Annotated in this window: 18 protein-coding genes and 1 pseudogene; 10 read left to right on the forward strand and 9 right to left on the reverse strand. The window is 65.4% G+C overall.

The features are described 5' to 3' along the window. Window positions 1-61: 61 nt before the first annotated feature. Window positions 62-1,972, forward strand: a complete 1,911-nt coding sequence (locus ASC63_RS08925) for a thioredoxin domain-containing protein (protein WP_055812137.1) — start codon at window positions 62-64, stop codon at window positions 1,970-1,972. A 42-nt stretch (window positions 1,973-2,014) separates the two neighbouring features. Here the strand turns inward: ASC63_RS08925 and ASC63_RS08930 are convergent, their stop codons facing one another. The 3 genes from ASC63_RS08930 to ASC63_RS08940 form a co-directional block, all read right to left on the reverse strand. Then, window positions 2,015-3,487, reverse strand: a complete 1,473-nt coding sequence (locus ASC63_RS08930; protein WP_162242887.1) for an arylsulfotransferase family protein — start codon at window positions 3,485-3,487, stop codon at window positions 2,015-2,017. A 369-nt stretch (window positions 3,488-3,856) separates the two neighbouring features. Beyond that, complete coding sequence (locus ASC63_RS08935; protein WP_055812143.1) at window positions 3,857-4,657, reverse strand: IclR family transcriptional regulator; 801 nt, start codon at window positions 4,655-4,657, stop codon at window positions 3,857-3,859. A gap of 77 nt (window positions 4,658-4,734) precedes the next feature. Further along, window positions 4,735-5,070 carry a hypothetical protein gene (locus ASC63_RS08940; protein ID WP_055812146.1) on the reverse strand — a complete coding sequence of 112 codons (336 nt, stop codon included), beginning with the start codon at window positions 5,068-5,070 and terminating at the stop codon, window positions 4,735-4,737. A gap of 201 nt (window positions 5,071-5,271) precedes the next feature. Between ASC63_RS08940 and ASC63_RS08945 the strand changes: the two genes are divergently transcribed. The 3 genes from ASC63_RS08945 to ASC63_RS08955 all read left to right on the forward strand — a co-directional run bounded on the left by ASC63_RS08945 (window position 5,272) and on the right by ASC63_RS08955 (window position 9,327). Beyond that, window positions 5,272-5,547 (forward strand): hypothetical protein, encoded by a 276-nt coding sequence (locus tag ASC63_RS08945; protein ID WP_055812149.1) that lies wholly within the window; start codon window positions 5,272-5,274, stop codon window positions 5,545-5,547. A 61-nt stretch (window positions 5,548-5,608) separates the two neighbouring features. Then, window positions 5,609-8,635: a helix-turn-helix transcriptional regulator gene (locus ASC63_RS16810; RefSeq protein WP_055812152.1), complete on the forward strand. Its 3,027-nt coding sequence runs from the start codon at window positions 5,609-5,611 to the stop codon at window positions 8,633-8,635. A 158-nt stretch (window positions 8,636-8,793) separates the two neighbouring features. Then, window positions 8,794-9,327, forward strand: coding sequence for a heme-degrading domain-containing protein (locus tag ASC63_RS08955; RefSeq protein WP_055812155.1), 534 nt, complete (start codon window positions 8,794-8,796; stop codon window positions 9,325-9,327). 36 nt (window positions 9,328-9,363) lie between these two features. On the opposite strand, the gene ASC63_RS08960 is transcribed toward ASC63_RS08955, so the two are convergent. Then, entirely contained in the window at window positions 9,364-9,645 is a 282-nt protein-coding gene (locus ASC63_RS08960) for a glutaredoxin family protein (RefSeq protein WP_055812157.1), read from the reverse strand. Window positions 9,646-9,721: 76 nt separating this feature from the next. Here ASC63_RS08960 and ASC63_RS08965 point away from each other — a divergent pair, with 76 nt between their 5' ends. The 4 genes from ASC63_RS08965 (at window position 9,722) to ASC63_RS08980 (ending at window position 13,499) form a co-directional block, all read left to right on the forward strand. Further along, window positions 9,722-10,381 (forward strand): histidine phosphatase family protein, encoded by a 660-nt coding sequence (locus ASC63_RS08965; protein ID WP_055812160.1) that lies wholly within the window; start codon window positions 9,722-9,724, stop codon window positions 10,379-10,381. Window positions 10,382-10,391: 10 nt separating this feature from the next. Next, window positions 10,392-11,714 carry a GNAT family N-acetyltransferase gene (locus ASC63_RS08970; protein ID WP_055812163.1) on the forward strand — a complete coding sequence of 441 codons (1,323 nt, stop codon included), beginning with the start codon at window positions 10,392-10,394 and terminating at the stop codon, window positions 11,712-11,714. 163 nt (window positions 11,715-11,877) lie between these two features. Further along, window positions 11,878-12,216, forward strand: a complete 339-nt coding sequence (locus tag ASC63_RS08975; protein WP_055812166.1) for a YciI family protein — start codon at window positions 11,878-11,880, stop codon at window positions 12,214-12,216. Further along, entirely contained in the window at window positions 12,216-13,499 is a 1,284-nt protein-coding gene (locus ASC63_RS08980) for an RNA polymerase sigma factor (RefSeq protein WP_055812168.1), read from the forward strand. Before ASC63_RS08975 ends, ASC63_RS08980 begins: the two co-directional genes overlap by 1 nt. Before the next feature lie 34 nt (window positions 13,500-13,533). Here the strand turns inward: ASC63_RS08980 and ASC63_RS08985 are convergent, their stop codons facing one another. Beyond that, window positions 13,534-14,064, reverse strand: a complete 531-nt coding sequence (locus tag ASC63_RS08985; RefSeq protein ID WP_235492034.1) for a VIT1/CCC1 transporter family protein — start codon at window positions 14,062-14,064, stop codon at window positions 13,534-13,536. A 271-nt stretch (window positions 14,065-14,335) separates the two neighbouring features. Between ASC63_RS08985 and ASC63_RS08990 the strand changes: the two genes are divergently transcribed. Both ASC63_RS08990 and ASC63_RS08995 read left to right on the forward strand, forming a co-directional pair. Further along, window positions 14,336-15,217, forward strand: coding sequence for a nuclease-related domain-containing protein (locus ASC63_RS08990; RefSeq protein WP_162242888.1), 882 nt, complete (start codon window positions 14,336-14,338; stop codon window positions 15,215-15,217). A 20-nt stretch (window positions 15,218-15,237) separates the two neighbouring features. Further along, window positions 15,238-17,997: a UvrD-helicase domain-containing protein gene (locus ASC63_RS08995; protein ID WP_055812174.1), complete on the forward strand. Its 2,760-nt coding sequence runs from the start codon at window positions 15,238-15,240 to the stop codon at window positions 17,995-17,997. Here the strand turns inward: ASC63_RS08995 and ASC63_RS09000 are convergent. The 4 genes and pseudogenes from ASC63_RS09000 to ASC63_RS16105 form a co-directional block, all read right to left on the reverse strand. Next, on the reverse strand, window positions 17,994-18,413 hold the full coding sequence (locus ASC63_RS09000) for a helix-turn-helix domain-containing protein (RefSeq protein WP_082487430.1): 420 nt from the start codon (window positions 18,411-18,413) through the stop codon (window positions 17,994-17,996). The two genes, ASC63_RS08995 and ASC63_RS09000, sit on opposite strands and share 4 nt — an antisense overlap. Window positions 18,414-18,542: 129 nt before the next feature. Then, the gene (locus tag ASC63_RS09005) at window positions 18,543-19,121 is read right to left on the reverse strand and encodes a hypothetical protein (protein WP_055812180.1); all 579 of its coding nucleotides are present in this window, start codon (window positions 19,119-19,121) and stop codon (window positions 18,543-18,545) included. An 81-nt stretch (window positions 19,122-19,202) separates the two neighbouring features. Next, window positions 19,203-19,295 (reverse strand): annotated as a pseudogene (locus ASC63_RS16870) (DUF2510 domain-containing protein); the annotation flags it as partial. 175 nt (window positions 19,296-19,470) lie between these two features. Next, a complete protein-coding gene (locus ASC63_RS16105) occupies window positions 19,471-20,109 on the reverse strand; it encodes an HNH endonuclease (RefSeq protein ID WP_200936823.1) in 639 nt (212 codons plus the stop codon). Window positions 20,110-20,197 lie beyond the last annotated feature (88 nt).

The raw sequence follows: 20,197 nt of genomic DNA on the forward strand, positions 1-20,197 counted from the left end.
TCCACACCACAGGCGAACGGGGCCAGGGCGGTCCATGCCGAGCGCGATCTAGGCTGGGTGCATGGCCAACCGGCTCGCGGATGCGATAAGCCCCTATCTGCGCTCCCACGCCGAGAATCCCGTCGACTGGTACCCGTGGGGCGAAGAGGCATTCGCCGAGGCCACACGGCGCGACGTGCCCGTACTGGTCTCGATCGGTTACTCGACGTGTCACTGGTGCCACGTGATGGCGCGCGAGACGTTCTCCGATCCGGCGCTCGCGGCCCGGCTCAACGAAGGATTCGTGGCGATCAAGGTGGACCGGGAGGAGCATCCGGATGTCGACGCGAGTTATCTCGCCTCGGCCGGCGCGTTCACGCCCAACCTCGGCTGGCCGCTGAACGTCTTCGTGACCCCGAACGGTCGTGCGTTCTTCGCCGGCACGTACTTTCCCCCGCGGCCGGCGCCGGGGCAGGCCTCGTTCGCCCAGGTGCTCACCGCGGTCTCCGAGGCGTGGACCGACCACCGCGCCGAGGTGGAGGGCAGCGCGGCACAGGTGGCCGAGGCGCTGGCCGCGGCATCCGGCTCGACGCAGCTCTCGGAGTTGCCGGATGCGACAGCGCTCGATCGTGTCGTGACGCAGCTTGCCGGTTTCGAGGACACGCTCTTCGGCGGGTTCGGCGCCGCGCCGAAGTTTCCCGTCGTGCCGGTGCTCGGCTTTCTGCTCGAGTACGGGGCCCGGCCCGGCATCGCGGGTGGTGGTGGCGAGGCGCTGGCGCTCGCGCGACGTGCGCTGGAGGCCATGGCAGCCTCCCCGTTGCGCGACCCGGTAGAAGGCGGCTTCTTCCGCTACGCCGTGAATCGCGATTGGAGTCAACCGCACTACGAGCGCATGCTCTACGACAACGCGCAACTGCTCGACGCATACACGCGAGCGTGGCAGCTCGCAGAGTATGCCGATGACGGAATATACCGGGCGGCGACGGGTATCGCGCGCTTTCTGACCGCTGTGATGCAACTGCCGTCCGGCGGTTTCGCCTCGGCACAGGACTCGGAGAGCACGGTCGATGGAGAGCGCGTCGAGGGCGGCTACTACGCGCTCGGCGCTGAGGATCGAGCCGAGCAGATCGCGCCGGCCCTCGACGAGAAGGTGCTCACCGGCTGGAACGGTCTCGCCATCGGCGCCCTCGCCCGCGCCGGTTTCGCGTTCGGCATGCCGCAGCTGGTCGATGCAGCGCGTCAGGCAGCGGATCATCTGCTCGCGACGCATATTCGCGCGGACGGCACGCTGGTGCGGGCATCCATCGGTGATCGCGTGTCGGACGCGTCGGCCACGCTCGAAGACTACGGACTGTTCTCCGGCGGCCTGCTCGAGTTGGCTCGTGCCACCGGCGATGCGCGCTACGCGCAGGCGGCGCGCAGCCTCGTGGATGCGACACTGGCGGCTGCCGACGCCGCAGCGGTCATGCCGTTCGCTGTTCCGGGAGGAGCGGATCGGGTGCTCGCCGCACAGGGGCTCGCCCTCGAGGCCGACCCCTCCGAAGGGGCATACCCATCGGGGCTCTCCGCCACCGCCGCGGCCGCGCGCGGTCTCTTCCTGCTCACCGCCGAGCGTCGATATGCGGATGCCGCGCGCGCGGTACTCGCGCATGTCGTGGCCCCGGCGCAGCAGCGTCCCGTCGCCTTCGGGGCCGCGCTCGCGCTGGCCGCCGCGTTCGCCGGTGACATCTCCCAGCTGGTCGTGGTGACTGCGGAAGCCGCGCCCGCGGGTACGGGCGAGCACGTCGCATCCGGTGGCCTCGTTGAGCGTGCCCGGCGCCGAAGCGATGCGCTCGTCGCCGTGGTGACCGACGAGCAGGCTCGGGCGTTCGCGCGCGCCGGCTTCGAGCTCTTTGCCGATCGAAGCAGCATTGACGGGCTGCCCACCGCTTACCTCTGCCGCGATTTCATCTGCCAGCTGCCCGTCACCGACGCTGCCGAGCTGCCCGACTGACATCGAGCTGCCGAACGCCGGCACCGTGATGGCGGAGTGCGACTAGACGGTCAGCGGCTGCGACGTCGCAAGCACCGAACCCGTGGCATCCAGCGCCTGCACGGCGACCACCGTCGCCGTACCGACCAGCGCGGAGGTCTCGAAGCCCGAGCGATGCACGGTTTTGACCGCTGCGAGGGCGCCCGCCGTCGTGCCCGTGAGCACGCGCCAGCGGTGCACGGTGGTCGCACCGTTCCAGCTCGCGTGTACCTTCATGCGGCCGCCGCTCGCCGGCTTGACGCCTACATCGGGCACCGTTGCAGGCTGCGCCCTCCACACCGAACGGTTCGCGCGGTAGGAGATGGCCGTGAGGTCTGCCTCGAAAACGGCCGTGCCCTCCGCAGAGAATTCGGTCACCGATGCGTCGGTGCCCCAGCCCACGAGCACATTGCCGTTCTCCAGCAGTTGGGCGCTGCCCATGGCCGTTCCCAGGTGCCGATCGTATGTGTACTTGCGCACAAGCGTCGAGGTGCGCGCCTGTTCGTCGATCGTGAAGAACATGGCGCTGGAGACGCCATCCGTGCCCGAATAGAGGTGATTGTCGAACAGCGAGAGGGTGCCGTCGATGTGCCGGCGCACGTCGTGCTGCCAGGCGAAGACGGCATCGGATGCGACGGAGATGTCACTGCGTTTGCCGCCCCATCTCCACAGCACGGCCCCGGAGCCTCGATCAATCTTGTAGATCGCGTGCGTATGACGTGCCGAAATGTACAGCGCATCGCCGTCATCGTCGACGGCGTTCAGGTGATAGGCGTCGAACGCGCGGCCCGGAGTCTTGCCGTCGTGTCCCTCGTCTTGCGTCAGGCCGAGATAGGTCTCGGCGATATCCACGTGTCCCAGGGCGTTCCAGTCGAGCAGCACGGCGCCCGAGCGCACGTCGATCTCCTGCACATGGCAGTTGTAGACGTAGCCGTCCTTCGGCCCGCCGATCGAGCTCAGATCGGCCTTCTCCGTGTTGTAGATGGTGATGAGGGCCGTGCCTCGGTCGGTGAGATTGAACTCGTGCAGATCGGCCTGCAGCCCGTTCCCCGCGTCCACCGTGGCGACCGTGCGATAACTCGTGTCGAGAACGGTAGCGCTGCCCGCCCCATGGCCGCCGGTGCTCTTTCCCGACCAGTAGGTGAGCACGGGCTTGCCCTCAAACCGTTGCACGCGCAAGTCGGTGAGGTTCTTTCTGGTCGGTTCGATCCAGATCGGTTCCCCGGAATCCTGCAGGATGAGGCCGTTGAACCCGTCGCCTTGCGGTTCGACGAAGAGGTAGCCCGCGGCGGTGTCGCCGTGCTTCCAGCTGGAGACCGGCGGGGCCGTCAGCTGGGTACTCACGAAACTGCGGGGCACGATCTTCGGCGCGGCATCGGATGCGGCGTTGGCGGCTTCACCCGTGCCATACGGAAAGGAGCGGCCGGCAAAGAAGGTGCCGACGAGGGCCGCGGCGCCCACGAGTCCGCCGCCGAAGAGCAGGCTGCGCCTACTCAAACCACGGTGCTGGTGGCTCTGCTCGGGATCGGGATTATTCGTATTGTCATCATCAGTAGCGAAGGTCTTCACGCCCTCAGGACTATCCGAATTGTCTGGGTCGGAGCTATGAGAGGGCACTCTGCACGCTATGGGCCACGGGCGCACAACCGCTTAAGATCACCGGGCCGAAAAGAGGAAGTGCCGCCGAGATACCCGAAACCTCGGCGGCACTTCATGGGAGAGGCAAAGCCTTCATCCCATCGGGATTACCCCTTTGCACCAGAGTAATCGAAAGAGTGATAGCGCTTCCAATCTTTCTTTTCAGATAGTGAACGCGCTGGAGGACGTGCAGTGGGTCCGGCACATGCTCAGAGGGTGGGCACATGCTCAGAGGGTGTACGAAGCGGCCGCCGCCGTTGCAGTCGGACCTATCCCATAATGCTCTGTGCCGAGCTTCACCGAGAGCTGCAGCGCCGCCGACTGCAGCTTGCGAATCGAGTCTTCGACACTGCCGGTCGGCTGACCGTGCGGCAGCGAGATGGCGAGTGAAGCGAGCACGCCCGGTGCGACAACGGGAACCGCGATGCAGGTGTAACCGAGTGCGTATTCTTGATGCTCCATGGTCGATCCGTCTGCCCGCTCCAGTTGGCTGAGGAGCGCTCGTCGGTCGCTGATCGTGTGTGGGGTCAACTCTTCGAGCGGGTGTCGTGAGAGGTAGTCCAGCCGTTCTTCGGCGGTGAGCTCGGCCAGAATCTGCTTGCCCAGCGCCGTGGCGTGGGCGCTGCGGTTGATGCCGACCCAGAGTTCCACGCGGGGCGAAGCCACGGCATCCACGATGTCGACCACCTGCACCTCGCCATCGTCATAGCGCGAGAGGTAGGCCGTCACGCCGAGTTCCTCAGTGACCGTGCGCAGGGTATTGCGCGTTTTGGCCAGAAAGATTCCCTCGTCGTCGCTGGGCCGCAGCCCCGGGAAGCGTTGTCCGAGAACGAGGCCGTCTGGCTCCGAGGAGAGATAACCCTCGTGGATGAGCGTGCGTGCGATGTTGTATGCGGTGCCCAGGGAGAGGCCAGAGGCTCGCGAGATGGCCTTGACCGGAACAGGTCGCGGCGCGTTCGCCACGATGTCCACGAGCGTTAGTGCTCGCTGAACAGACGCGATAAGTGTCTGCGTGCGTTCCTGAGACATCTGTGCCTCCTCTCTGGAGGATATCCCGTAACGGCCGGTTTCGGTCGCTGGATTCGTGATCGACGATGCCGCGCGAGTCAGGCCGCGTTGATGCGGCCGAGCATCCCCCACACGGCGGAGGTCAACTGCGGATGATCGAGTGCGATCTGGCGCAGCAGGCGATATTCGAAGGTATCGGCGCGCTCGCGGTCGGCCGCGGGGTGGTAGGCGCGTGCACGCTCCTCGCCCAGCCCGTGGGCATCGACCGTCTCGGCCCGCAGGGTGAGAATGACATGTTCATCCACAGTGGGTAGTTCCGGCATGAATTGCCAGGGGTCGTCGCCGAGCCGACAGCGGTATTCGATCACCGCATCCAGTTCGTCGCGTGCCTCCTGGCGCAGCAATTCGAGGCTGATGGGTAGACGTCGCGCCACGCTTTTTCCCCTCCCCAGGTGCGGTTCGTTCCAACAGGGTACGTCGCAGCGGCGACCTCGCGCGAGTCGGTGTCCGCACCTTTCGTTCTGGCGCGGCTCGTCCCACCTCAGACGCCACCGGATGCGCCCGGCACAAGATAGGGCATCCTCCCGATGTGAGACGCCCACCTCAGAAACCAGCATGGATATCAGCGAAAGAGAGTGAAGGTGGTCGCGATGAATTACGGGGATATCGTCGGGTTGGAGCAGGGCAGACGTTATGCCGAGGCGCGCCTGGCGCGTGACATCGAACGTCGGCGGGTGGCGCGCGAGCGTGCCCAGGAGCGTCGGAACCGGGAGGTGGAGAGGGGCACGACGGCCGACAGCGCGGCCGGCGTGGCTGTCGGCCGGACGGTGGTCGATCGGGTGGTCGATGCGGGGTCGGAGACGGCAGATGGTGCCCGCGTGGAAGAGGCTCGCATTCTGATCCATTCGTGACGTGGCTTCTCCAGCGGCAGAGCCCCGGACCGGCGTCGGGGGTGCGTGGCACGATGGTGCCATGAAGTCACTGGTGGCCAGTCCGGCAATGATCGGGCGGGAGAGCGACCTGGAGTCGCTGAACCAGGAACTCGCGGCCAGTCTGGGTGGGTTGTCGCGGGGCGTGGTGATAGGCGGTGAGGCGGGCATCGGCAAGACTCGGTTGTTCGAGGAGTTTGCCGCATCCGCCGCACGAAAGGCCTTCGTGCTGGTCGGTCGATGCGTCGATCTCGGGGCAGACAGCCAACCGTACGCGCCGATTGCGGCGGTGTTGCGTTCCCTCGCTGCTGCGCTGGAGCGCGAGGGTCGTGAACACGTCGCCGACGAGGCACCCGCGGCGTCGGGTGAGAGATCTGAGACGGGCATGTCCGCGGGTATGACCATGCTGCTCGATGCCGCCGGTCCCGGCCGTGCCGGTCTCGCGGCGTTGTTGCCGGAGCTGACCGGTACGGAGTCGGAATCACAGCGCATTGGTGCCGAACGCCTATACGAACTGGTCGCCGTGCTGCTTGAGACGGTGTCGCACCAGCATCCGCTTCTCGTCATGATTGAGGACATTCACTGGGCGGATGCCGCGACGCTTGACCTGCTGCGTTTTCTGCTGAGAATGCTCTCGAATTCTCGCATTCTCATCGTGCTGAGCTATCGCAGTGACGAAGTGCCGCGGGGGCATCCGCTGCGCGCTACCCTGCCCGAGCTCGATCGCAGTCGCTCGGTGGTGCGCTGGGAGCTGGGGCGGTTGAGTCGTGAACAGGTCGCCGCGCAGGCTGAGGCTATTCTGGGCCATCCGGCCGACATACAGACCGTTGACTGCGTGTACGAACGCAGCGAGGGCGTGCCCTTCTTCGTGGAGGAACTGCTCGGCCTCGATGGTGCGGATGACGGCGATGTTCTGCCGCAGACGTTGAGGGAGTTGCTGCTCGCGCGATATGAGCGGTTGAGCGAATCGACCCAGCAGGTGCTGCGGATGCTTGCGGCCGGGGGAGTCTGCGTCGACTACCTGCTGCTCGAAGCAGTGCACGACGGGTCGGCCGACGCGCTCGATGCCGCGGCGCGTGAGGCCATGCTCGCCAATGTACTCACGGCCGACGAGAGACAGTATTCGTTTCGACACGCGCTCGTGCGTGAGGCGGTGCTGACCGACCTGTTGCCGGGCGAGCGCACGCGCTTTCACACCCGGTATGCCCGGGCATACGAATCGGGGGTCGGCGGCGAACGCGTCGCCAGCAAGGTGTCTTACCACTGGATGGCCGCGCACGAGATGGCCATGGCGTTTCCCGCGACGGTCGAAGCCATGACGGAAGCACGCGCCGCCTACGCGTACGATACCGCAGCGCGCATGGGCGAGCGTGCGCTTGAGCTGTGGGATCGAGTGCAGAATGCCGAGCAGATCGCGGGTCTGAGCAGGGTCGACATGCTCGGTCAGACGGCGTACATGCTGCGCAACGCGGGCGACAGCGAGCGGGCGATAGCCCTGGTCACCATCGCCCTGGAGCAATGCGATCCCGCCGACCGGGCGCGCCGGGCGCGGCTGTTGCGCGACAAGGCGTCCTACCTGGCCAATCTGGGCCGCATCGGGTCGACCCAGATGCTGCGCGACGCTATCGAATTGCTGCACGGAGAGCCGCCGAGCGAGTTGCGGGCCGTGATCACGGGCGAATTGGCGGCCCGGCTGATGCTCGAGGCTCGCTATGACGAGGCGATCGAGGCCGCGTCGGTCGCGTTCGAGGAGGCGAACGCGGTCGGTTCAGTCAAGCGGATGTCCGTATCCAGCAACCTGCGCGGGGTCGCGCGGGTGAACCACGGCGACATCGTGGCGGGGCAGGCCGATCTGGAGCGGGCGCGCGAGCTCGCGGAAGGACCGGATGGCGACGATGGGGCGCTGCTGCGCTACCGCGTGAATGCCTCGGATGTCGCGGCGATGCTCGGCAGATACGACGAGGCGGTGCGCATCGCCGAGGAGGGCATCCGACGAGCAGGGGAACTGGGGGTGAGTCGCACCTCAGGCGTGATGCTCGCGGCGAACACCATCGAACCGTTGCTGGCCGCAGGGGAATGGAAACGTGCGGGCGAGTTGCTCGATGCCGCGCTTGCGCTTGCGCCGCCGCCGGGGTTTCGCATCCAACTGCAGCGATTGAAGCTGTGGATCACGGTGTGGGGTGGTGATGCCGTTGCCGCGGATGAACTGCTACGCGAGTGGCGGCCCGCGATGCGCGTGCACGCAGAGATCGACATGCAATCCGGGCTCGCGATAGCGTACGTCGCGGCGGAGATCGCGATGGCACTCGGTGACGCCCAGCGTGCGTGGGCGGAGTCGAGTGTCGTCATCGCGCAGGATCACCGCATCATGCCCTCACAGGATCAGCGACTGATCGTCGTGGCCGCCCGCGCACTCGCCGTTCTGCGCGCGGGCGCAGCGGACGCGAGAGACGACGAGGGCCGAGCCAAGAATGAGGCGGCAGAGGAGTGGGGCACCGACGCCTCGAATGCCGCCGAGTGCCGCCTTCGCGCCGCACTCGACTCGATTGCCCGGTGGCCGACGGCGGCGATCTGGATCGCTCTTCTCGACGCAGAACTGGGTGGCGACGCTCGTGACGGTACGGATGTCGCGGCCTGGCAGCACGCGGTCGAGCTCGCCGGAGAGGCGATGGTTCCGGTTCACATCGAGCCCTATGCCCGTTACCGGCTCGCCCGGGTGCAGGCGCGTGCCGGAGATCGTCGCACCGCGGCACGGAATGCCACCGTCGCCCGCGAGGCGGCCTCGCGCATCGGTGCGCAACTCGTGGTCGATTGGGTCGACACGCTCGTGGAGCGTGCCGGCCTGGAGAGGCCGGCTGCGGGCGGTGATCCGGCCGGCGGTTCTCGGCTGACCGACCGGGAGTCTCAGGTGCTCGAGCTGCTCGGCCAGGGCCTCAGCAACCGCCAAATCGGCGAACGCCTGTTCATCAGTGCCAAGACGGCCAGCGTGCACGTCTCGGCGATTCTCAAGAAGGTCGGAGCCTCGACCCGAACGGAAGCGGTATACCGGGCGCGCGGATCGGGAGACTAGGTTGAGTTCTCCCAGTGTGAGCTCTCCCAGGCTGAGGAGTGTCTCGCGGATCTTTGCTGAGCGGATGCGCCGCGGCGGTCAGGCGCTCGGCGTACGGTAGAGCATTGGTGCGTCGCGGTCAGGTGGCGCCACAGAATTGACGCGAAAGAGGAGCATCGATGGGCGAGCAGAATGAGGAGAAGGCCGCTCTTGAGGCGTTGCTGAGTCAGGAGCGTGAGCTTCAGTTCGACTCGTTCAATCATGACGATGCATGGGCGGTGGGCGCGCATCTGGTGCAACTGGCCAGCGAGCGCTCGCTCGCCGTGGCGATAGCCATCGTGCTGGGTGAGCAACGTGCTTTTCATGCTGGCCTGGCGGGAGCGTCCGCGGACAACGATGACTGGCTGGAGCGCAAGTTCCGCGTGGTGAGGCGTTATGGGCACTCGTCGCTCACGGTGGGCACGCAATTTCGTGCCAGGGGCGGCGATTTCGACACCGACTCGCGGCTCAGTGTCGCTGAATACGCCGCGCACGGAGGAGCGTTCCCCATCGTCGTTCGCGGCGCCCTCGTCGGAGTGGTCGGTGTCTCCGGTCTGGCTCAGCGCGACGATCACGCCCTCGTGGTTGAAGCGCTCTCGGCCCACCGTGACCGGGCCCTGGCGGCCAACGGTGCCCGTCGCCGCAAGCGTGCGGCTGCCGCCAGCGGTGAATGAGGTGTCGCCGGCGCGGCGAATCGGGTTGAGCCTGAGCTACTGAATCCGACCCAGCTCGACGAGCTTCGCCCGCAGCTCCGCGTCGCTTGGTTCGACCACATGCGTCGCATCCGGAAAGAGGATCACGGGAATGTTGGTGCGCCCGCTGATCTCGTGCGCGCGCTCTGCGGCATCCGCAACCGCTTCGAGGTCCACGTAGTCATAGTCGATGCTCAGCCCGTCGAGCAGCGCCTTCGAGCGGCGGCAATCGCCGCACCATTCCGCACCGAACATCGTGATGCGTGGGGACGAGGTAGCGGAAACTGGAGAATCGGACATAGCTCAATTGTATGTATTCGCATGATTTCATGCGGCCGATGTCCGCGTCGCATCCGCACGCCGTAGGCTCGAGTAGATGCGACTCCTCCTCATTCGACACGGTCAGACGATCGACAACGTGCGTGGCGCGCTGGGTACAGAGGTGCCCGGACCGCCACTCACGGAGCTCGGGCGGAAACAGGCGGATGCCGTGCCCGCGGCGCTCGAGTCAGAGCAGATTGAGGCCATCTACGTTTCAACGATGCTGCGCACCCAGCTGACGGCGGCGCCGCTGGCACGCGCTCGCGGAATTGATGCCCGGGTGGTCGACGGCCTCCAGGAGATTTACGCCGGCGAGCTGGAACAGCGAGCCGATTCCGCCAGCGTCCACCAGTACATCGGGGCGATTGTGGCTTGGCAGAGCGATCTGCGCGTGCGCATTCCCGGCGGCGAAGACGGGCACGAGTTTTTCGCGCGCTACAACGCGGTGATCGACGACATCGCCGCCGACCATGACGGTACCGTTGCCCTCGTGAGCCACGGCGCGGCCATTCGCACGTGGGCGTCGTGGGCGGCCGGCAACATCGACGGCGACTTCACGCGCATCCGCGGCCTCGATAACACCGGCGTCGTGATTCTCGAGGGATCCCCTACCGACGGCTGGTTGGCGACCCAGTGGGAGGGCGAGCCCATCGGCGGCGAGAGCCTCGCGGACGCCGACGCCCCAGACCCGACGGGTGAAGCCTCGGCCAGCTAGCCTTGAAGCCATGACTTTCTCCGACACTCCCATCGATGCCGCAGCCGCCGAGCGACTCAACGAGCATGGCCTGCGCCTCGGCCTTGTCGACACGAGCGATGCCGTGGCGTTCACCGCGTGGCTGCAGGCGGATGCGCGAGGCTTTTACGGCCCGCAGACTGCCCGACGGGAGATCGATGAGCAGCTGACCGGCACCGCATACCGCCGCACCACAGGCGTCTGGGACGACACCACGCCGGATGCCTCCACTCCCGTCGCGACGGTCAGCTCCTGGCCGACCCCGCTCACCGTTCCCGGCGTCGGCACGGTGTCGTCCTGGGCTATCAGCTCCGTCACCGTGGCGCCCACGCACCGTCGTCGTGGCATCGCCCGTGCACTGCTCGAATCCGAGCTGCGCACCGCCGCGAGCCTGCGCATTCCGCTTGCCGTGCTCACCGTCTCCGAGTCCACGATCTACGGGCGCTACGGATTCGCTCCGGCGGCGATGGCGGCCGAGCTCACGATCGACACGCGACGGGCGCGCTTCACCGGCCCGGAGGCATCCGGTCGTCTGCATTTCGTGTCGCTCGAGCGGTTGCGCGAGCAGGGCCGCGAGGTGATGGATCGGGCTCGTCTGCGGGCACCGGGCGAGATTCAGCTCGACGATCACCTGTGGGACCGGCTTGTCGGCACCGCGGGCGACCCCAAGAAGGAGTCACCGCAGCGCCGCGTCGTGCGCTACGACGATGCCGACGGCATCGCGCAGGGCTTCGTCGTGTACCGCGTGACCGAGGGGGAGCCCGATTTCACGCAGCACACCGTCGTGGTGGAGTACCTGCTGGCCGCCACCGATGAGGCCTACGCAGCACTGTGGCGGTACCTGCTCGAGATGGATCTGGTGAGCACTGTTTCGGCGCCGCTGCGTTCGGTCGACGAGCCACTGCTCTGGCAGGTCTCCGACGTGCGCGCGGTGCGGCGAGTACCGACGGACCATCTCTGGGCCCGCATTCTCGACGTGCCGGCCGCGCTCTCCGCGCGCAGCTACGGCGCGCCCGGGCGCATCGCGCTCGACGTCTCAGACCCGCTTGGACTGGCCGCCGGGCGCTTCCTGCTCGAGATCGACGCGCACGGGGTCGCCGAGGTGACACCGTTGGCCGGCAACGCCGATCTTCCCGCCGACGCGGCAGGCCTCGCCCTCACGGTGAACGAGCTCGCAGCCCTCTACCTGGGCGGCACCTCTGCACACACGCTGCTGCGAGCCGGCCGCCTCACCGAGTTCACTTCCGGTGCAGCGGATGCCGTGGCCGCGTCGTTCCGCTCGGCCACCGCCCCGTGGTTAAGCACCTGGTTTTAGCGCCGGGCCAATTTTCGTTGGTCGAGCAGCGTTCGTATCGAGACCGTGCCGCGATGGGTCACGCCGCCTGACGCCGATTACAGCCGAGTTGTCGATTTCCTCTCCCGCTTCGCGTCGATGTAGTGAATGCTCGAAACACGAGCTCAGGCGAAAGGGTAATGAGATGGCCAAATATTTGATCCTGATTTACCAGGACGAGGCGAAAATGCGTCAGTCGGAGGGCGAGTCGATGAGCGCCGGCTACCAGGAGTTCGGCACGCGAAACGCCAGCGCGCTGCTCGGCGGGGCCGCGCTTCAGCCGTCCTCTACGGCCACGTCCATTCGGCGCGACGACGCCGGTGGCTTCACCGTGACGGATGGCCCGTTCCTCGAATCGAAGGAGGTGATCGGCGGCTACTACCTCATCGAGGCGGCCGATCTTGACGAGGCGCTGCGGATCGCCAAAGAGGTTCCCGCCGGCGCCGGTGTGGACGTCTGGCCGGTGCGAGTGTTCACCCCGTAATGCCCGAGCCGCACGAGAGCGGTCTCCGGGCCGGCGGTCACCCCGTCGGCCCGGAGGTCGCCGCCGCGGTGGCGGATGCACACCGCAGCCAGTGGGCCTTCGTGCTCGCCTCCACCGTGCGCGTCGCCGGCGACATCGACACCGCCGAGGAGGCTGTTCAGGATGCCTACGCGAGCGCCCTCGAGACGTGGGGCACCCGCGGCATCCCCGACAACCCCGGCGCGTGGCTCACCGTCGCCGCCCGCCGGCGCGCCCTCGACGTGCACCGCAGGGCCGCGACGGCGCAGCGGGCGCTACCCAAGCTGCTGGAGCCGCAACCGGAGGAGGTGTTTCCGGATGACGCGAGTGGCGGCATCCGCGACGACCGGCTGCGTCTGATCTTCACCTGCTGTCACCCCGCTCTGGCGCTGGAGGCGCAGGTGGCGCTCACGTTGCGACTGGTCTGCGGCCTGTCGACGGCGGATGTCGCCCGCGCGTTCCTCGTGCCCGAACCGACGATGGCGGCCCGCCTCACGCGCGCGAAGAAGAAGATCAGCTCGGCGCACATTCCGTATCGGGTGCCACAGGCATCCGAACTGCCCGAGCGCATCGACGGCGTTCTCACCGTCGTCTATCTCGTCTACACGACCGGCCACACGGCGCCGAGCGGCGAGAGCCTGATGCGCCGCGACCTCGCCGAGCGCGCACGCGAGCTGGCCCGGATGCTGCGCGTGCTGCTGCCGAGCGACCGTGCGGTGGCCGGCCTGCTGGCCCTCGTGCTGCTGACGGATGCGCGCCGCGACACGCGCCTCGACGCTCAGAGCGGCCTCGCCGTTCTCGCAGACCAGGACCGCTCCCGCTGGGATCGCCCGGCGATCGCCGAGGGCGTCGCGCTCGTGCGGGAATCCCTCAGTGGGCGCCCACCGCACCGTTTCGCGCTGATGGCCGCGATAGCGGCGGTGCACGACGAGAGCGCATCCTGGTCGGAGACCGACTGGGAGGAGATTCTCGGCCTGTATGACCTGCTGGTCGAGACGTGGACGTCGCCGGTCGTGCGCATGAACCGCGCAATAGCCCTCGGCTTCGCCCGTGGTTTCGCACAAGGTCTGGCCGAGCTGGACGAACTCGGCGGCGACCCGCAGCTGGCCCGCTACCCCTACCTGGCCTCGAGCCGCGCCGATTTCCTGGTGCGCCTCGACCGCCCAGCGGATGCGCGCATCGCCTACGAGGAGGCCCTCGTGCTCACCGACAACGCCGCCGAGCGCGCCTTCCTCGAGCGCCGCCTGGCGGCTGTCGCGGGTTAATGCCCCGGTCATTGCACGACGACCGCGAACCCGCTCAGAACAGGATCAACCCCGCAAGATAGCTGATGCCGAGTGTGCCGACTCCGACCGTCAGGGTGCGTGCGATGGTGCGCCAGACGGGGGTATGCCCGCTGCGCGCACCGATGATCGAGGTGAGGGTCAGCGAGGCAACTACAACGAGCAGGATCGCCCAGCTCTCGAGCTTGCCCGGCACCAGCAGGGAGATGAGGAGGGGAATAATAGCGCCCAGCATGAACGCGATACTCGCCGCGACTCCACCCCATGCTGGCGCCGAGCGAGACATGACCTGGCGAATACCATGTTCCGTTTCCAGCTGCGCCGCGAGCGCGTCGTGAGCGGTGAGTTGCTCTGCCACTTGCGCGGCGAGATCCGGCGCAACCCCGCGGCCTTCGTAGTGCGCAGCGAGTTCGAGGAACTCCTCCTCGGGGGTGGTTGCGAGCTGTTCCGCTTCTTCTGCGGCCAAGAGCAGCTGGGCTTCCCGTTCGGCCGACTCGTGCGACCATCTCGCACCGCCCAGGCTCAAGCCACCAGAAATGGCAGCCACGACCCCGGCCGTAATCAGTATCGAATCGTTCGCACCCGCGCCCGCGAAGCCTCCAAAATACCCGCCGTCGCGATGATCCCGTCATTGGTGTCAAAGGTCCACAACCGAAGCGACGATGCATCGCTCACCGCGGCGCGGAAGCGGGCAAGCAGACTGGGCATGGGCCATCGTCTCACGACCGCGCGCTCCTCGAGCGAAGCGGCGGTACCGCAGCAGACCCCCCTTGCACTGGGGCGCGCCAGGTCTCCCCGACTGCGCAAGACTCAATCCCATGCCACCTCCTGATAATGACGTCGCCGTGCCCACGCCCAGCGCGTCGCTCAACGAGAATGCGCAACCCACCCGGCGGCTCCTTGATCGCGTCGCCGGCCAATCGGTCATGGAGAACCTCACGCGACTGCAATCATCGATCCCTGCGCGTTCCGCATGGGCGCGCTTCTGGGGGTATTCACCGCTGATTGCGGATGCCGCCAGCTGGTATTCCGGAGCGCTCGGCGAACGCGCAGTGGGCCGACTCCTCACCAACCTCGACGGCTCCTGGACGGTCATCCATGCCGTCCCCGTCGGCAAGGCCGACTCTGACATCGATCACATCGTCATCGGCCCCGGTGGCGTCTTCACGATCAATACGAAGCGTCATCCCGACAAGAATGTTTGGGTCGGCAGCCGCGCCTTCATGGTCTCGGGCCAGAAGGTTCCCTACCTTCGCAACGCTCGCCATGAGGCCGCTCGTGCAACGAAACTCTTGGCCGCGGTGCTGCCCACCGGCATTGAGGTCGTCCCAATCATCGCGGTTGTGAACCCGCGCAAACTCACCATCCGGGAAGCGCCCGCTGATGTCGTCGTGCGCGACGCCAGCGGCCTGGTCCGTTGGTTGCGCAAGCGCCCACATGTGTTGGATGCTGCACAGGCCACAATCATCGTCTCCGCAGCGACCCGAGCAAACACTTGGCACACCAATTCGACGACGCCAGACGCGGATGTGCGCACAACGCTCGCTGGGTTCGATCGACTCGACCGTGAGGTCAGATCGGCGGCCCTGCGACGACGACTCTGGGCCGCCGCAGGCGTCCTGGCTCTCGTTTCCGCGGCCCTGCTGCTGATGCCCACCCTGATTCACCTCCTCACGACCACGATCATCAGCTCGTTCTGAACCGGAGCCGAGGGGATCGCGTGGACGTTCTATGGCAGCCGTCTCGCCTCGGTCGTCGCACCAGGCACGGCGGCTGGAAGCTCGCGCTCGACAACGACTTCCTCGTGCTGGAATCCGATGGCGTCTATCGCCAGAGCGACATTTGCTACTCGCTTGAGATTCGCGCAGCGTTCGGTCTCCCATGGGCATCCCTCGAATTGCGATTCGGCAACGTTAGTGATGAGAACCCGCTGCAGCAGTACCTGCTCGGTGGCATCACGTACTACCGCGCACGACGCATCGCCCGCACGCTTGAATCGACGAGAAGCGCGACTGCGCACCGCCGCAGGTTGCAATCGCTCATCTCCGACTTCGACAATGCCGCGCAGAAGTTGCTGGGCTGGGTCGGCGCGCTCCAGGCCGAGGCCAGAGAGCATCTCGCTACGAGAGGGTGGCTGACCCGCGAATTCGCAGAGCTCTGGGCAGCGAAGAAGGATGCCACCGATTTTGGCCGCCTTCTCGAAATGATCGATGTGCAGTCTCACGTCGAAACACGGTCGGCGATCTACGCCAAGACGATCCGCCTGTGGCAGTACAACCTTGCCGACTACATCGCCCAGGCGAACGCCGATTATCTTGCGCGAGAACTCGATGAGTGCCGTGACCTCTTTGACACCGTCGAGAAATCACCGCTGACCGAAGAACAGACCAAGGCGGTCGTCTGCTTCGACAACCGGATGCTCGTGGTCGCGTCCGCTGGCTCCGGAAAGACCTCGACGATGGTCGCCAAGGCTGCCTATGCGCTACATCGCAAGCTGGTGGACCCCGACAAGATCCTCATGCTCGCCTTCAATACGGCCGCGGCCAAAGAACTCAAGCAACGCACCATAGAGCGTCTAGTTCCTCTCGGGCTTGATGCCGAGCAAGTCGCAGCGAAGACGTTCCATGCGTTTGGGCTGGAAGTCATCGGCAAGGCAACCGGACAGAAACCTTCACTGGCACCATGGCTCGATGGTGGGGGAGACATCGAACGCATGGGCCGTATCGTCGAAGACCTGCGCGCATCCGACCCGGTTTTTCGCAAGCAATGGGACTTCTTCCGCGCCGTACTCGCTCGCGACTACTCGGACACCGACGTTAGCGATCCGGCAGAAAGAGATGATGACGGCGCCGATTCCAACGCTCTAGTCTTCCGAACCGCGCAGGGCGAGATCGTGAAGAGCGCCGGCGAACGCATGATCGCCAACTGGCTCTTTTACAACGGGGTTGATTACGTCTATGAGCGGTCGTATGCCGTTAATACCGCGGACCCCGAACACGGGCAGTATTACCCGGACTTTTACTACCCGAAGATCGACGTCTACCACGAGCACTGGGCCGTGGATGAGAATGGCAGGGCGCCGGAGGAGTTCACCGGTTATGAGGATGGCATGCGGTGGAAGCGCCAGCTTCATCAGCAGCATGGAACCACACTCGTTGAGACCACAATGGCCGAGCTATGGGGCGGCCGCGCGCTCAACGATCTTGCAGAAGAGCTGACGCACCGCGGTATCCGCTTGAACCCGAATCCCAATCGTGCCGCGGCAGGGCAGAAGGTCGTCGAGAACAAGGAACTCGTGCAGACGTTCCGCAGCTTTCTGATTCACGCGAAGGGCAATCGCCTGTCTGAGGAGCAACTGCGCGAGCGCCTCGAGAGCGGTTCCGACGGCCACGTGAGATATCGCGACTCGTCGTTCTTAGAGCTCTTCGCGGTCATCAGACGCGAATGGGAGTCCAGATTGAGGGCCGAGGCTTGCATCGACTTCGAAGACATGCTCAATCTCTCGGCAGATCACCTCGAGGCCGGTGACTGGGAGAGCCCCTATGAGCTTGTTATGGTCGACGAGTTTCAGGATGCGAGTCTGGCACGAGCGAGACTAGTGCAAGCCCTCGTCGCCAAGCCCAGTCGGTACCTATTTGCTGTCGGCGACGATTGGCAGAGCATCAACCGCTTCGCCGGCAGCGACCTCTCCGGTATGACCCAATTCGAGCAGCGGTTCGGAGCCGCCGAGGTGATGCGGCTCGAACGCACGTTCCGGTTTCCCCAATCGATAGCGGATGTCTCAAGTCAGTTCGTTCTCAAGAATCCCAGCCAGCTGACTAAGACCGTCGTCTCGTCAACTCCGGAGTTTCCGCCCACGATCGGCATCGTCTCCGTCGACAAGGAGGCGGCCGTGGCGCCGGCCATTCTCTATCGATTGAAGCAGCTGCGCTCGCAGGTTCTGAGCGGCGCGGTGCCTCAGCCAGACGGTCGCAAGCTCACGGTATTCGTGCTTGGACGATACCGTCACCAGAGCGATTACCTGACGGGCACTCGGGAGCTCGCGGACTGCCTCGACGTGCGCTTCATGACGACACACGCCTCGAAGGGCGCCGAGGCCGACTACATCGTGGTCCCGGGTATGGTCTCGGGCAAGTGGGGCTTTCCCAGCACGATCCCGAACGACCCGGTCTTGCGCCTGGCGATGCCCGCAGCCGAGGAGTTTCCGCGCGCAGAGGAGCGCCGGCTCTTCTACGTGGCACTGACGAGAGCGCGCCGTGGAGTGCTGCTGGTGACGATCGACAAGCGCGAATCGCCCTTCCTCATGGAGATGGTCAGAGACTTCGGGCTGATCCGCACGAATGCGATAGGCGAAACGCTCGAGTCCATCGTCTGCCCGCGATGCAACCGCGCGTTCATGGTGCGGCGAAACAGCAAGCGCGGCCCGTTCTACGGGTGTCGCCGATACCCCCGCTGCAAAGGCACACGAGACCTCGCCTAGCCGTTCGTCGGTTCCGCTGTCGCGGCGCCCCGCGCCCGCTCCTCCGCGGCAGCCTCCACGTACCGAACAACATCGGCCAGCGCGAAGCGCCGATGCGTTCCGCGATACTGAACCGGCAGCTTGCCCCCGTCGGCCAGCCGCAGCAGGTAAGTGTGCGAGATCCCGATCATCTCGGCGGCCTGCGACGTGGTCAGCAGCGACTCGGTCGACGCGATCACCACATTGTCGCCCGCCGCAACCCGCTGCAACAGATCGACAACCGCCTCGCGAACGGATGCCGGCAGCTCGACTTCCGCGTCACCCACCACGAGCCGCAGCGGGGCGCCGGATGCCGCGAGCAGCTCGAGACGCTTTCCCACCTCTGCAGCCTGCCCGGCATCTACGGCCTGCACGTGGTGTGGTTCTCTTAGCGACATAGTGCCTCCCTCGCTTACAAACCTAGGCTGTTGCGATGTGCCATTCCGCTTCTTTATAACGACAGGATTGTGGGTCTACCGGTCGTTCATCGTCTGGCCAGCTGTCGCTCATTCGATCGGAGGGCTAAATCAGCTGGATTTTCCAAATCCATATGTGTACTCGCCGGTTGTCCAGTTGATGTTGGCGTTGTAGAAGAATCCGCTCTGCGTTCCGTCTCCGTTGTCCTCATTCGCCACAAAGCAATCGAAGGCAGTTGTCTGATCCGTGAGGTCATCTGTGGAGCCTCCGTTGACGGGGTTGCAGCTGACTTTGAGTACAGGGCCGTCATGTAATCCCTTTGCGACATTTTCTTTGGCCATCTTCGTTATCGAAGCCTCGACTGTAATAACGGTGGCCGCGCGATCAGCACGTTCTGCGTCGTCCGACGCTTCTTGAGCAGCCTTCGCGGCATCTTCCTGGGCCTGTTTTGCAGCTGCTGCGTCAGCTAGAACCGCCGCCTTCTTGACTGCTGCTTCATGCTTCGCGGTCGCAACGGCCTCGTTGTGAGCATTCTGAACCAAGACGGCCGTCGTGACTCCAGCACCCAGCAAGATCACCAGCACGATGGCACCGACCCAGATCAGCCGCGAACGGCGATTTCTGTGTCGTGTTGCAGGGGCGACCGCGTTGCCGGTCTCGCCGCGGATCGCTGTTGGGCCATCGGCCACGGTCCCCTCGGCTATGGACTGAAGATCAGGGGACGGCTCTTCGGGTTGGTCAGCCGGAGCGCTCGTGTCTGATTGGATCGATCTCGAGGTGCCAGTCCACTGTGTGCCGTTCCAGTACACCTCTTCTGAGGGATCACTCGGGTTTGGGAACCATCCGCTAGGCATGCTGCTCATGAGGCAATCGTCCCATCTCGCAGGGGGACAATATTCAAATAGGTGACACCCAATCAAGGGGCCAGCCTTCGACGGATCTGAGCCTCAACGGGCTTCATGCGCGAGCGCTGCCGCCTACTTAAGCGCCGTGCGTAACAAAATCCTCGAAACGAGCAGCGAGTCGATCGCGCGATGGTCATTCCGCCTGACGGGCGGGCAACGAAAGTGCTGTCCCATGCGTGTCTTGTAGTCCATGCCGAAGCATCGGCCCGTCGACTTCGTCCAGCAGTCCGCGATTGATGCGTACCTCGTAGTCTGCAGTGATGCTGAGGAGATTGCGGTCGTAGGCGGCGTGGTGAAGCTTGCACATGGCTAGGCCGTAGGTGACATGAGCACCTCCGCTAGCAGCCGTGGCCGGTTGGCTATGGGCGGCGTCGAGCAGATCCGGATGTTTCAAGCGACAAACTGCGCATGACCTCTCGTACGCATGCATGACGCGTGCACGAAACACCGGCTGATGGAGTCGCTGCAACGCAGTGCGCTCGGCGTAGCGTCGCTGGTCACCGACCATGTGCAGTGGGTCACCGAAGAAGCGCATCGACTCATCGAGCGCGATAGCGAATGAACGATGCGCGATGTCATCGGCGACGACGTACACGGGATAGATCGGAACAAAAATGCCGGGTAGATTCCCCTGAAAATGAATGAGTGGCACTTGCAGTTCTAGGGCGCGCCTCAGTTTGAGACTGTCACCGCCTTCTCGTGATTGATAGCTGTAGCGGACCAGTCCGTCCCCGCCGACAAGGTCCTCATAGGGACCGTTGACGCTCGTCATGATGCTCAGAGTTGCGTCAAAATCTCGCGGATTTCGGATTCATCTCGCGCTATCCAGCAGCGGGATACGTACGTTCCAGTAGAAGTAG

The organism is Leifsonia sp. Root112D2 (genome assembly GCF_001424905.1).
Lineage (GTDB): Bacteria > Actinomycetota > Actinomycetes > Actinomycetales > Microbacteriaceae > Root112D2.

What these genes read in the sequence shown, in the direction of transcription:
- ASC63_RS08925 (WP_055812137.1), top strand. Translation starts at nt 62, where the DNA reads ATGGCCAACCGGCTCGCGGATGCGATAAGCCCCTATCTGCGCTCCCAC.
- ASC63_RS08935 (WP_055812143.1), bottom strand. Translation starts at nt 4,657, where the DNA reads ATGTCTCAGGAACGCACGCAGACACTTATCGCGTCTGTTCAGCGAGCA.
- ASC63_RS16810 (WP_055812152.1), top strand. Translation starts at nt 5,609, where the DNA reads ATGAAGTCACTGGTGGCCAGTCCGGCAATGATCGGGCGGGAGAGCGAC.
- ASC63_RS08955 (WP_055812155.1), top strand. Translation starts at nt 8,794, where the DNA reads ATGGGCGAGCAGAATGAGGAGAAGGCCGCTCTTGAGGCGTTGCTGAGT.
- ASC63_RS08960 (WP_055812157.1), bottom strand. Translation starts at nt 9,645, where the DNA reads ATGTCCGATTCTCCAGTTTCCGCTACCTCGTCCCCACGCATCACGATG.
- ASC63_RS08965 (WP_055812160.1), top strand. Translation starts at nt 9,722, where the DNA reads ATGCGACTCCTCCTCATTCGACACGGTCAGACGATCGACAACGTGCGT.
- ASC63_RS08970 (WP_055812163.1), top strand. Translation starts at nt 10,392, where the DNA reads ATGACTTTCTCCGACACTCCCATCGATGCCGCAGCCGCCGAGCGACTC.
- ASC63_RS08975 (WP_055812166.1), top strand. Translation starts at nt 11,878, where the DNA reads ATGGCCAAATATTTGATCCTGATTTACCAGGACGAGGCGAAAATGCGT.
- ASC63_RS08980 (WP_055812168.1), top strand. Translation starts at nt 12,216, where the DNA reads ATGCCCGAGCCGCACGAGAGCGGTCTCCGGGCCGGCGGTCACCCCGTC.
- ASC63_RS08990 (WP_162242888.1), top strand. Translation starts at nt 14,336, where the DNA reads ATGCCACCTCCTGATAATGACGTCGCCGTGCCCACGCCCAGCGCGTCG.
- ASC63_RS09000 (WP_082487430.1), bottom strand. Translation starts at nt 18,413, where the DNA reads ATGTCGCTAAGAGAACCACACCACGTGCAGGCCGTAGATGCCGGGCAG.
- ASC63_RS16105 (WP_200936823.1), bottom strand. Translation starts at nt 20,109, where the DNA reads ATGACGAGCGTCAACGGTCCCTATGAGGACCTTGTCGGCGGGGACGGA.